Annotated in this window: 13 protein-coding genes and 2 pseudogenes; 9 read left to right on the top strand and 6 right to left on the bottom strand. The window is 28.2% G+C overall.

Going from position 1 to position 11,498, the window contains the following annotated elements:
* The first annotated feature begins 27 nt into the window (after positions 1-27).
* Complete coding sequence (locus DMR38_RS15085) at positions 28-630, top strand: GDSL-type esterase/lipase family protein (RefSeq protein WP_175413024.1); 603 nt, start codon at positions 28-30, stop codon at positions 628-630.
* A 154-nt stretch (positions 631-784) separates the two neighbouring features.
* Here the strand turns inward: DMR38_RS15085 and DMR38_RS15080 are convergent, their stop codons facing one another.
* The 6 genes and pseudogenes from DMR38_RS15080 to DMR38_RS15055 form a co-directional block, all read right to left on the bottom strand.
* Positions 785-1,123, bottom strand: coding sequence for a rhodanese-like domain-containing protein (locus tag DMR38_RS15080; protein WP_127722073.1), 339 nt, complete (start codon positions 1,121-1,123; stop codon positions 785-787).
* Positions 1,124-1,262: 139 nt separating this feature from the next.
* Positions 1,263-2,903 (bottom strand): annotated as a pseudogene (locus DMR38_RS15075) (CoA-disulfide reductase); the annotation flags it as partial.
* 183 nt (positions 2,904-3,086) lie between these two features.
* Entirely contained in the window at positions 3,087-4,217 is a 1,131-nt protein-coding gene (locus DMR38_RS15070; protein WP_127722071.1) for a 4Fe-4S binding protein, read from the bottom strand.
* Positions 4,204-4,629, bottom strand: coding sequence for an SHOCT domain-containing protein (locus DMR38_RS15065; RefSeq protein ID WP_127722070.1), 426 nt, complete (start codon positions 4,627-4,629; stop codon positions 4,204-4,206). Before DMR38_RS15065 ends, DMR38_RS15070 begins: the two co-directional genes overlap by 14 nt.
* Complete coding sequence (locus DMR38_RS15060) at positions 4,626-6,428, bottom strand: ATP-binding protein (protein WP_127722069.1); 1,803 nt, start codon at positions 6,426-6,428, stop codon at positions 4,626-4,628. The genes DMR38_RS15065 and DMR38_RS15060 overlap by 4 nt, the downstream gene beginning before the upstream one ends.
* Positions 6,421-7,113, bottom strand: coding sequence for a response regulator transcription factor (locus DMR38_RS15055; RefSeq protein WP_127722068.1), 693 nt, complete (start codon positions 7,111-7,113; stop codon positions 6,421-6,423). Before DMR38_RS15055 ends, DMR38_RS15060 begins: the two co-directional genes overlap by 8 nt.
* A gap of 220 nt (positions 7,114-7,333) precedes the next feature.
* Here DMR38_RS15055 and DMR38_RS15050 point away from each other — a divergent pair, with 220 nt between their 5' ends.
* The 8 genes and pseudogenes from DMR38_RS15050 (at position 7,334) to DMR38_RS15020 (ending at position 11,490) form a co-directional block, all read left to right on the top strand.
* Positions 7,334-7,774 carry a hypothetical protein gene (locus DMR38_RS15050; protein WP_127722067.1) on the top strand — a complete coding sequence of 147 codons (441 nt, stop codon included), beginning with the start codon at positions 7,334-7,336 and terminating at the stop codon, positions 7,772-7,774.
* 157 nt (positions 7,775-7,931) lie between these two features.
* On the top strand, positions 7,932-8,594 hold the full coding sequence (locus DMR38_RS15045) for a 4Fe-4S binding protein (protein WP_175413023.1): 663 nt from the start codon (positions 7,932-7,934) through the stop codon (positions 8,592-8,594).
* 29 nt (positions 8,595-8,623) lie between these two features.
* Complete coding sequence (locus DMR38_RS15040; protein ID WP_127722065.1) at positions 8,624-9,310, top strand: Crp/Fnr family transcriptional regulator; 687 nt, start codon at positions 8,624-8,626, stop codon at positions 9,308-9,310.
* Between the two features lie 48 nt (positions 9,311-9,358).
* Positions 9,359-9,520, top strand: a pseudogene (locus DMR38_RS15035) (permease); the annotation flags it as partial.
* A 196-nt stretch (positions 9,521-9,716) separates the two neighbouring features.
* A complete protein-coding gene (locus DMR38_RS15030) occupies positions 9,717-10,004 on the top strand; it encodes a metalloregulator ArsR/SmtB family transcription factor (RefSeq protein WP_127722064.1) in 288 nt (95 codons plus the stop codon).
* Between the two features lie 99 nt (positions 10,005-10,103).
* The gene (locus DMR38_RS15025) at positions 10,104-10,466 is read left to right on the top strand and encodes a C-GCAxxG-C-C family (seleno)protein (RefSeq protein ID WP_127722063.1); all 363 of its coding nucleotides are present in this window, start codon (positions 10,104-10,106) and stop codon (positions 10,464-10,466) included.
* A gap of 126 nt (positions 10,467-10,592) precedes the next feature.
* On the top strand, positions 10,593-10,892 hold the full coding sequence (locus tag DMR38_RS22645) for an iron-sulfur cluster biosynthesis family protein (RefSeq protein WP_347562531.1): 300 nt from the start codon (positions 10,593-10,595) through the stop codon (positions 10,890-10,892).
* Positions 10,893-10,929: 37 nt separating this feature from the next.
* On the top strand, positions 10,930-11,490 hold the full coding sequence (locus DMR38_RS15020) for a class I SAM-dependent methyltransferase (protein ID WP_127722062.1): 561 nt from the start codon (positions 10,930-10,932) through the stop codon (positions 11,488-11,490).
* Positions 11,491-11,498: the final 8 nt, after the last annotated feature.

The raw sequence follows: 11,498 nt of genomic DNA, 5'->3' as shown, positions 1-11,498 counted from the left end.
TAAATGAGTATATATCATTTAAAATATATGATAGAAAAAGGTGAAAATAAAGTGAGTATTGTATGTATTGGAGATAGCATAACTTTTGGTTTTAGAGTTCGTAAAACAGAAAGTTGGGTTAGTGTATTATCTGAGAAAATAAAGGAAAACATTATTAATAAAGGTATACCAGGTAATACAACAGCTGAAATGAAGGAAAGATTTGAAAAAGATGTTGTTGAGTTTAAACCATCTAAAGTTCTAATTATGGGTGGAACTAATGATGTATTTTTAAAGATAAGTATTAATGATATTTTAAAAAACATAGATATGATGGTTCAGATGTGTGAAAAAAATAAATTTGTTCCTATAGTTTTAACGCCTCTTCCAGTTAAAGATGATATTGTAGAAAAAACATGGTTTAAGGATAGGGATTATAGAGAGGTTAATAACTATTTAGGCAAATTTCGGGAACTGTTAGTTGAATATGGTAAGAAGAAAAATATTGGAGTTATAGATATAGGAACTATTTTAGCTGCAAGTGGAAAAATGAAAGAATATTTCTTAGATGATGGAATACATGTGTCAAAAGAGATTCATAATGAAATAGCCCAAATAATAGTTAATTCAAATATAGTACAGTATAATTAAATAAGTGTATTTTTTAATTTTCTAAAATATATTAATAATTTATGAAATGTGTTTTAAACCAAGCTACAACTTTATTTATATAGCTTGGTTTAATATTATTGAATTTATATATAAATAGTTGGGAGCCTTTAAAAAATTTCTTTTATAAGGAAGATTAACGTTTTAATCCATAACTCCAATTACCAATTCCACCAAGGTTGTAAATTTCTTCAAATCCTAACTTATTTAGTATTTTAGAAGCTTGAGAAGCTCTCATACCGCTTTGACAGTATACTACAATAGGGGAGTCTAACTTTAATCCCATTTTTTTAATAGAATCTTCAAAATTTTGAACAGGAATATTTTTGCTTTTTGATATATGTCCTCTAGAATATTCTTCTGGGGTTCTAACGTCAATTAAAAGTGGGGGAGTTGAACTTTCCAGCATTTCTTTTAATTTTTTATCAGAAATTTTACTAGAAGATTTTTGTGTAAATAAATTAAAAAAACTCATTTGTTACCTCCATGAATGTTTGATAAACTGCTATCTTTATTTAATTATCTTAATTTACTTATCGTTTCACAACCTGTGTATCTTGGTCTAAAATTAATTTTTCAGAATTGGAATTAATTTCTTCAGACTTTTTAGGAACAAAGTTTAAATTTGATGTACTTTTGTAGCCACCAGTTATATTTTTAACCTTAAATCCATTTTGAGAAAGTATTCTCGAGGCAATATATCCTCTGAGACCAACTTGGCAATATTCAATTATTTCTTTATTTTTATCTAATTCTCCAAGTCTTTCTCTTAAATTATCTACTGGAATATTTAAAGCTCCTTCAATGTGACCATTATTAAATTCTATATCTGAACGAACATCTAAAAGAATAGTATTATCTTTATTACAATTTAAATATTCTTCTGGAGTGATAACTTCAGTTTTTCCAGTAATAACGTTTTCGGCTACAAAACCTGCCATATTTACAGGATCTTTTGCTGAAGAGAATGGTGGTGCATAACACAATTCAAGCTCCGTTAAATCTGATACTGTTCCACCAAATCTTATTGCTGTAGCAATAACATCAATTCTTTTATCCACACCATCGTAACCTATAGCTTGAGCACCTAAAATTTTACCTTCATTACTAAATATAAGTTTTAATGTTAAAGGGAGTGCACCAGGATAATAGGATGCATGGGAAACAGGATGAATAGTTATAACTTTGTAAGGTATATTAAGTTTCTTTAGGGTCCTTTCATTATTTCCTGTACTTGCAGCTGCTAAATCAAAAATTTTAATTATTGAACTACCTTGAGTACCCTTATAGGTTGAATTTAATCCTGATATATTATCTGCAGCTATTCTCCCTTGTTTATTTGCCGGTCCAGCTAAAGGTACTGCAGTATTTTGTTTGTTAACAAAATCAACTACTTCAATTGCATCTCCAACAGCATAAATATTTTCTATATTTGTTTGCATTTTGTTATTAACTAATATATGTCCTTTAGCACCAAGCTTTATTCCGCTATCTTTTATAAAATCTGTATCAGGAGTTACTCCAATAGCTAATATAGCTAAATCAGCAATAATTTTTGTATTACTGTTTAGAATAATTTCAACATTATGCTCACTAGCCTTATAAGAGATTACTCTATCGTTTAATATTAAGTTAATTCCGTTTTTTACAAGCTCTTTTTCTGCTGTAACTATTATATCTGAATCAAAGGGTGCAAGAATATGAGGAGCAGATTGAACTAAAGTAACCTGTAATCCTCTTTCTCTTAGATTTTCAGCCATTTCAACGCCTATATAACCACCACCAACGACAATAGCATTATTTATTCCCTCGTTATCAACCAATGATTTTATGTTATCTGTATCTGGTATATTTCTTAAAGTAAAAATTCTATTACTGTTTATATCTTCAAATTTGGGTTTAACAGCTTTTGCACCAGGGGATAACACTAAATAATCATAATTCTCTTCGTAAATTCCCTTATCTTTACTTTTTACTTTAACTACCTTTTTATTAACATCAACACCTATAACTTCACTATTAATTCTTACGTCTATGTTGAATCTATGGAACATACTTTCAGGTGTCTGAACAAGAAGCTTTTTTCTTTTTTTAATTGTTTCACCTATATAATAAGGCAAACCACAATTTGCAAAAGATATATATTCATCCCTTTCAAAAAGTATTATTTCGGAACTTTCATCCAATCTCCTGAGTCTTGCAACTGCAGATGCTCCTCCTGCAACTCCACCAACGACTAATATTTTTTTGCCCATTAAAACGCCTCCTTTTACTTGTATATTGTTATTATTAGTTAAACTCTATAAAATTATTTTTAGTTAGGATAAATATGTTTGATGCAGGCTAAAAGTGGAATAATAATTGTAGATTTTATTTAGAATTGATAAACTTGAAGAAAAAACTATTAAACCGGGAGTTTTGATTCCCGGTTTAATAGTTTACTTTAGTGCTTCCCTAGCTTTTTCTACTTCAAAATCAGCAATAAAATTTTTAATGTCTTTTAATTTTGTATCCTTTGGAATGGAATTAGGTATATTAAGTTTTTTATACAGTTCGTTTAAATCAATTTTAAATGCTTCAGATATTTCTTGCAAAGTCATATAACCTTTTATTTCTTCAGGATTTATTTTAATTTCAGAAGTTTTAGCTTCAAGAGATATTTTAGAAGGCGTATCCTGGTATATTCCTGTAAGTTTAGTAATGCCTATTCCTCCAAAGAACAATAAAATTACAAAGGTTAAAACAAATACTGGCTTAACGGATTTATTTTTAATTTTAAATTCTAAGGCATTTTTTTCAGGACAAGATAGTATACAAGTTTGACAATTAATGCATTCAGCAGATTTAATTTCTTTAAGCTCAGAAACTTTAATATTAACAGGACAATTTTTGCTGCATAGACCACAATTAATACAGTTATCATTATTTCTTACTATTTTTGCTGGACTTATTTTTGAAATTATACCGTAAAATGCACCCATAGGACAGAGGTATTTACAAAAGAATCTGTCATATAATAGAGAACCAACTATAGAGACTATGAGTATAATAAAACCAATTAAGTATTCACCAGTAAGGGATGATATGCCTTCAGATATATGCCCATATGCTGCCCAGGGATCATAAGGGTTCATCCACAAACCAGCAGTTTTCCATGCGAAATATAGTGTTGCTGCAAGAACAATATATTTAAGGTATCTTAATGGCTTGTCTATATTTTCTGGAACAATAAGTTTTCGTTTAAATATTTTTTTGCCCATAATCCCAAAGAACTCTTGAAGAGCACCAAAAGGACATATAAGCCCACAAAAGCTTCTCCTGAAAATCAATGCTATTAATAATGTTATGATAAGTAGGACAAGGGTGCCTGAAAATATTTTTTGTATGAATGTTCCAGCAAAAATCAAGCTGTAGAGTGATTCTAAGGCTCCATAGGGACACAGTGCATGTATAGATGGTGATTTGCCACCTCCAAGCAGTTGATGGAGGTAAGCTTCAATTGTAATAAGTATCAAGAATACTGCAAGTAAAATATAGCGTAAGTTTTTTAATAATTTATTGTTTTTCATTCATTTGCCCTCCCAATATTTTTAATTTAAATTTATCATAGGAAAGTTTCCCCTTTGCAAGTTCTTCACATATAGAAGCATTATAATTATTGCTTTCAATTTCATTTTTGATATTCAAAAATTCTTTCGTAGCTATTTCACATTTTGCATATCTCTCAATAAGTATAGGGGTATAAGAATTTGAATATTTAATATCTTCAATAATAGATTTCCTCTCTATAAATTCATCTGCAGTAATTGCACTAGAAGCATATTTTTCTTTAAGTATATCTAGAAGCTTTATTATAAAGGGATTTAAGGGAGGTTTATTTTTTAATACTAAAAATATTAAGACTGAAATAACTAATAGAAGAAATATTAAAATATAAGAACCATAAAACCCTAATCCCATATAATAGTCATGTCTCATCATAGTTTCACCTCATTTTTAGGTTTTGCTGGAAAAGAAATAGTTATTTTTGTTCCTTTTGTAAGTTCGCTTTCTATAGAAAAATGTCCATTTAAAACTTTTACTAATCTTTTTGCAATTGAAAGTCCAAGTCCGGTTCCGCCAGTGTTTGAAGTTCTTGATCTATCAGCTTTGAAAAATTTTTCGCCTAAATATTGAATTTCATCTTTAGGTATACCAATACCATTGTCTTCAATAGTTATACAAACATTTTCACTATGGGAATATGAGGATATCTTCAACTTACCTTTATTTTGTGAAAACTTAATTCCATTATCTAAAAATATTATGAGTAATTGCTTCAACTTGTCATAGTCACTAAATAAGGGTTGTAAATTATTCTGTAAAGATAGCTGCAAATCTATGGATTTAGCATCTATTATGGGTTTAATACTTCGTATGGTATCATTAACTAGCATATTGATATCCAGTTTATTAAAATCAATCTCTAATTTACCAGACTCCAATTTACTTAGATTGAGCAAGTCTTTAACCATTCGTTCAAGCCTGTTAGTTTCTTTTAAAAGTGTAATGCATGTGTCAGTTATATATGCTGGCTTTGTTACTCCATCTATAACTGATTCTAAATTACCTTTTATAACAGTTAAGGGGGTTCTAAACTCATGAGAAACATTTGAAATAAAATCTTTACGCATCTGTTCAAGTTTTTCTTTTTCACTTACATCTTGAATAAGAATTACACCACCTATAATTTGATTTAAGTTATTTTTTATAGGAGATATAGAAAAATTTAATACTTTATTTAGATATTCTTTTACAATAGAGTTTTTAGTATTATTTGATATAGCAAAATTAAATTCTTCAATTACATTTAAATTTAGTAATATTTCATTAACTTTTGTGCCTGATTCAATGTCTTTTAAAGACAGTAGGTCTAAGGTAGATTGATTCATATTTATAATATGAAAATTTGTATCTAGAGATAAAATACCCTCGTTCATACTTTTCAGTATATTACTTAACTTATTTTTTTCTTCAAAAAGCTTATCTATGGTGTACTCAAGTTTTAGAGATAATAAATCAAATGAATTTGATAATTCGCCAATTTCATCTTTTTGGTAGATATTTGTCTTTATTCCATAGTGACCTCTTGCCAGTTCAAGTGCAGATGAATTTATTTTTTTTAATGGTTTAGATATATTTTTGGAAAAATAATATCCCATAAATCCAGCAAGGCATATTTCGCCTATAAGAGTTAAAACTATATATATAAAAAATTTGTTCATAGAATTTGATAAATCATATAAAGAAGAATTAAGAATTACTGCACCTATTACAGTGCTGCTGCTATTTTTTATTGGAACTGCTGTAGTCATCATGTATTCTTTATAGTAAGGGTTGTATATTTCATCGTATGTTTCTGCACCAGTGAATACTTTTTCAGTAATAGAATTGTATGTTTTTTTCACATCAGCATAGTTAATGCTAGTGAGAACATTATCTTTATTATTTGATGCACTTATAATATTTTTACTAGAATCCAGTATCCAAAGTTTTGCGTTATCGATGGAGTTTATTAAATTTACAATATTTACAAAATCTTTTTCTTTAGTGTTTTCAGACATATAAGGGCTAATAGTATTTGAAATTTCCAAAGCATGTTTTTTCATGTTATTTCTTTTGATTTCATAGATGTTATTTTTAAATATACTTAATGCAATAATTCCAATTAAAAGAGTTGAAACGATAACGATTGTTAAAAAGCCAAGGGTAAGTTTAAAAGTAATATTTTTTTTAAACATCTTTTACCTCAAATTTATATCCTATACCCCAAATAGTTTTAATGTCCCAGTTATATTGTCCATTAAGGTGAAGCTTTGACCTTATCCTTTTTATATGGGTATCCACTGTTCTTGGGTCTCCAAAGTAATTCACACCCCATATGCTGTCCAGTAAATCATCCCTTGAAACTATTTTGTTAGGTGAACTTGATAGCATCCATAAAACCTCGATTTCTTTTTTTGTAAGATTAATGTTTTTACTGTTTAGTTTAACTGAGTAATTGTCAATGTCTAATTCAAGAGATTTATATTTAATTAGTGACATTTCATTATTTTCAGGAAGAGTGATCCTTCTTAAGACAGCCTTTATCCTTGCTATTACTTCCCCAGGGCTAAATGGCTTTACAATATAATCATCAGCACCGGAATTTAACCCTAAAATTTTGTCAGCATCTTCACTTTTTGCCGTTATCATTATTATTGGAGTATTTGATTTTTCTCTTATTTTATTGCAAACTTCAAATCCATCCATTAAAGGCATCATAATGTCAAGTAATATTAACTGTGGATTATAATGGTTAAATTTTAATAATGCCTCTTCTCCATCAAGGGCAAAAATTACGGTAAAACCCTCTTTTTCTATATAAGGCTTTAGGATTTTAATGATTTCTATATTATCATCAGCAATTAAAATATTTTTATCCATCTTGTATCACCTCGTTATCTTGTTTAGATTATATCATCCGTAATAATTAAAAGTGTGAAATAATTGTGGACTATAATTGTTATGATTGTGATTTCATTGCAAATACATTCAAGTAAATTTTAATAAATATAACACAATTAGGACACTTTTTTATATTCAAATTTGTTTATTATCATAGTATACCCAACAAATTGAAAGTAAAATTAAGGAGGAATGAAAATTGAAAGGAAAGAATTTTTTAGCAGCATTGGCGGTGGTGCTGGTAGTAGGAGCAAGTGCCACTGTTTATGCAGAAACAACAACTAATTATACAAATCATGGATTAGGATTTGGAAGAATAACTTCCATGAGAGGCTATGATTATGTATCTTCTGTATTAAAGGGCAAACTTGGAATGACGGACAAGGAAATAACTGATGGTCTAAATTCAGGAAAGACCATGTATGATTTGGCAAAAGACAAGGGTATGACTATAGAGGAATTCAGAACAGCACTAATTGAAGAAAAGTCAAAATCTATTGATGAATCAGTATCAAAGGGAACAATTACAAAAGAGCAGGGTGATTCTTTAAAAGAAAATATAAATGATAATATAAATAGCTGTAACGGTAATACTGGTCATATGCAGGGAAATGGTATGAGGGGAAAATGGCATAAGTAAATGAGAAATAGTATAATACATTGATTTTTGGTTACAAATTTAATGTATTATACTATTTTTTTATTTTCAGGGAATGTTAGTGTGACTAAGTCACTTAGATATTTAAATAATTAATTTATAATAAATTCATAAGAACTAAGCAATGGAGGGATTTAACTTGAAAAAATTTTTTAAATTGTGGAAAAAGTATTCATTTACATTATTAATTGCATTTGTATTATTGGGATTAATTGACCTTAGATTCTCAGTAGCAGCTGTCATTTGTATGGCAGGACCTATAATTGTGTCTGTATTTAAGGGGAGATTCTGGTGCGGCAATTTATGTCCAAGAGGAAACTTTTATGATAATATAGTTTCTAAATTTAGTAATAAAAGAAAAGTACCTAAGCTTTTAAAATCTTATTATTTTAGAATTTTAGTTGTAGTATTTATGATGACTATGTTTACATTAGGAATTAAACGAAATTGGGGAAATCTTTATGGTATTGGAATGGTATTTTATAGGATTATTGTTGTAACGACAATAATTGGTATAATATTATCTTTATTCTATAATCATAGAATCTGGTGTAGTTTTTGTCCCATGGGAACTATAGCATCAATAATATCAAAATTTAGAACTAATAAAAAAGTACTACAAGTATCATCAAATTGTGTTTCTTGTAAAATATGCGAAAAAAAGTGTTCGTTAGGAATAGTTCCTTATGAATACAAAGGTGACCTCCTGAGTCATCCTGATTGCATACAATGTGGAAAATGTGTAAGCGCATGTCCTAAAAAGGCAATAGGACATAATAAGATTGACTTGAAATCATTGTAATTATATGACAAAATTGTGGAGGAAAATAAATGGTTAATCATGATGGAAATTTAAGCAATAGGTTAAAAAGTATAAAATCTTTATATAAAGCATACCCGGTATTAGAGAAAATCGATATAAATAATAATGAAATATTAAAAAGAAAAGTAATTTTTAAAATTATACATTTTAATGAGTATGTAAAATTAATAGAGGAAACATGTGAAGGAGTTCCATTTGTCATAAAAGGGACAATAAAAATACAAAAAATTAATGAAGATGGAGATGAAACTAATCTTTATAATATAGAAGAAGGAGAATTTTGCCATGAAGCTTTGAGTTGTTTGTCAAACTTGAAATCTCTAAAAATAGTAGGTAAGGCGATTCAGGATTCTGAACTATGTATAATTCCATTTAACATAGTTGAAAAGTACCTTATAGAGAATAATGAGTTTTTATCATATATATATAAAGATTTATATAATAAATTTAATATTGTTATAGAGAACAAAGAAAGAATAATTCATGAATCTTTAGAATCAAGGCTTATCAGGTTACTTATTAATAAAGATAGTAATATAATTTATACAACACACAGTCAATTAGCCTTTGAGGTTGATTCGGTTAGAGAAGTTGTTAGCAGGAAACTAAAAGGTCTTGAAAAAAGAGGATATATAAAATTAGAAAGAGGAAAAATAGTAATACTTAAGGATTTGAACGAAATATTAAAAGACTAGACTTATTTTATGCTGGACTAAATGCTTCAGATTTTATATGTTTCAGTAAAAACAAAAAAGATACTTGCAAAGAGTAAATGAAGTACATTTATTGGGCATGTTCTTGCAGCATTGCTTGGAATTGTCACACCATTTTGTTCATGTTCTGCAGTACCGCTTTTTATTGGTTTTGTTGAAGCAGGAGTACTGGGATTCGGAATAGTATTTACCGGTTATTTATTTAATTTTGTAATAAGATAAGTTTTATTATGCTATGCACATATTGACAAAATTTAAGTAAAACAATAATATAACTATATAGTAATGTGCTTATATAGATACTCAACTTTCGTAATTTAAAAATATTCACATTAACTATTAATTTTTCATTCTTAACTATTATATATAAAAATATGGGAGGGTATAAATGGGAGAAATAGAAAAAGCTAAAATAATATCAAAACTACTAAGAGTATTGTCTAATGAAAATAGATTGGTGATAGTTTGCTATTTAATAGAAAAGCCTATGACAGTAAGTGAACTTCATGAAAAAATGAGTTATTTGACTCAACCAGCTTTGTCACAACATTTATCAATACTTAAAGCTAATAGAATATTGGATTCAAATAAAAGTGGATTGACAATAACTTATTTTATTAAAGACGAAAGGATAGTTAATATAATACAAGTATTGAAGGAAAACTATTGTAAATAAAATTTATGCTAAATGTAATTTGCATATTGACAAAAATAAAATAGCATCTTAATATAAGTATATAAGAAAGTTATTATATATTTATTAGGAGGTAATATTATGACAAAGGCATCAGAATATCATAAGCAAGGATATACCTGTGGAGAAGCTATAATTAAGGCGTATAATGAAAAGAATGGTACTAGCATTCCAATAAGCCTTGGCAGTGGCATGGGTGCAGGGTTTACTGTTGGAAGTACATGTGGAGCTGTTGGAGCTGCAGCTGTAATCATAGGTTTTATAAAGGGAAGAGAGAACGGTACAGACAAAAATGAAGCGAGAGGACTTACAAACGAATTAATGCAAGATGTAAAACAAAAATATGGCACAGAGACATGTAAAGATTTAAAGAGGAATGGTATAGGGTGTGCAGAAATTATAGAACATACTTTTGAAGGCTTAAATCATGTTTTAAATAAATAATAGGAAAAAATTTTTTAACTATTATATTGCTATATTTAAATATAACAATATAAATTTAACTTAAAAATAATTTGTTATATTTAAATATAGATTAAGATAAAAATATTAAAGGAAGGTGAATTTACTATGGTTAAGGTTACTAAGCGGGCAGTTGAAAAGTTTAATAAAATTAAGCAAAAAGATGAGAGTATGGTAAATGCAATGTTAAGGATTAGTTTTGGAGGTTATGGCTGAGGTGGTCCAAAATTACAATTAGCTCTGGATGAGTTAAAAAATAATGACGATATACTTGTTAAAGTAGAAGGCATGAATATTGTTTATAATTTGGAACTCGAAGCGTATGTAAATGGATCAATTATTGATTATTCAAATAATTGGTTTAGCCCAGGATTCACTATAAGTAGTCCCAATTCTTCTTCATGTTAAAAATACAAACAATTGTGGAATGAGGGGAAGTGGTTAAATGCATAAATTTGATATTAAAAAGTTAGAGAAATTGGATAATCCAAAAAGAAGAGAGAGTATGCCTCCTGAAGAAATTTTAAAAAAGTTTAAAATAGGGGATAAAGGTACATTGATAGATATAGGCTGCGGTATAGGTTATTTTACTATACCAGCATCAAAAATTATTACTAATGGAAATGTAATTGGTGTAGATATAATGACGGAAATTCTTGATATTGCAAGAGAAAAAGCAGAAGATATATCAAATATAGAATTTAAAAAGAGTGAAGAATATTCTTTCCCAGTAGAAGATAGCTCTATTGATTATGTTTTTGTATGTAATGTTGTTCATGAAATAGAGGATAAGGTAAGATTTTTCACTGAAGTAAAAAGAGTACTAAAAAATAAAGGATATGTTTATATAATTGATTGGGATAAAAGAGATATGAAAGATGGTCCATCTGTAAATGAAAGAATATCAAAAGAAGAATTAAGGAATATAGTTGAAAATTTAGATTTTACATTTTTAGAAGAAGTAAATATTAATACTGAGCATTATGGATTAAAATTTAAAATATAATGGAAAAG

It is taken from the genome of Clostridium sp. AWRP, assembly GCF_004006395.2.
In the GTDB taxonomy this organism is placed as follows: Bacteria; Bacillota; Clostridia; order Clostridiales; family Clostridiaceae; genus Clostridium_B.
The sequence above is the reverse complement of the archived record's forward strand: the minus strand, read 5'-3'. Positions and strand labels throughout refer to the sequence as shown.

Bases quoted from the DNA above. Each gene is read 5' to 3' on its own strand.
- DMR38_RS15080 (WP_127722073.1), bottom strand. From the start codon at position 1,123: ATGAGTTTTTTTAATTTATTTACACAAAAATCTTCTAGTAAAATTTCT.
- DMR38_RS15020 (WP_127722062.1), top strand. From the start codon at position 10,930: ATGCATAAATTTGATATTAAAAAGTTAGAGAAATTGGATAATCCAAAA.
- DMR38_RS15060 (WP_127722069.1), bottom strand. From the start codon at position 6,428: ATGTTTAAAAAAAATATTACTTTTAAACTTACCCTTGGCTTTTTAACA.
- DMR38_RS15030 (WP_127722064.1), top strand. From the start codon at position 9,717: ATGGGAGAAATAGAAAAAGCTAAAATAATATCAAAACTACTAAGAGTA.
- DMR38_RS15065 (WP_127722070.1), bottom strand. From the start codon at position 4,629: ATGATGAGACATGACTATTATATGGGATTAGGGTTTTATGGTTCTTAT.
- DMR38_RS15055 (WP_127722068.1), bottom strand. From the start codon at position 7,113: ATGGATAAAAATATTTTAATTGCTGATGATAATATAGAAATCATTAAA.
- DMR38_RS15040 (WP_127722065.1), top strand. From the start codon at position 8,624: ATGGTTAATCATGATGGAAATTTAAGCAATAGGTTAAAAAGTATAAAA.
- DMR38_RS15070 (WP_127722071.1), bottom strand. From the start codon at position 4,217: ATGAAAAACAATAAATTATTAAAAAACTTACGCTATATTTTACTTGCA.
- DMR38_RS15085 (WP_175413024.1), top strand. From the start codon at position 28: ATGATAGAAAAAGGTGAAAATAAAGTGAGTATTGTATGTATTGGAGAT.
- DMR38_RS15025 (WP_127722063.1), top strand. From the start codon at position 10,104: ATGACAAAGGCATCAGAATATCATAAGCAAGGATATACCTGTGGAGAA.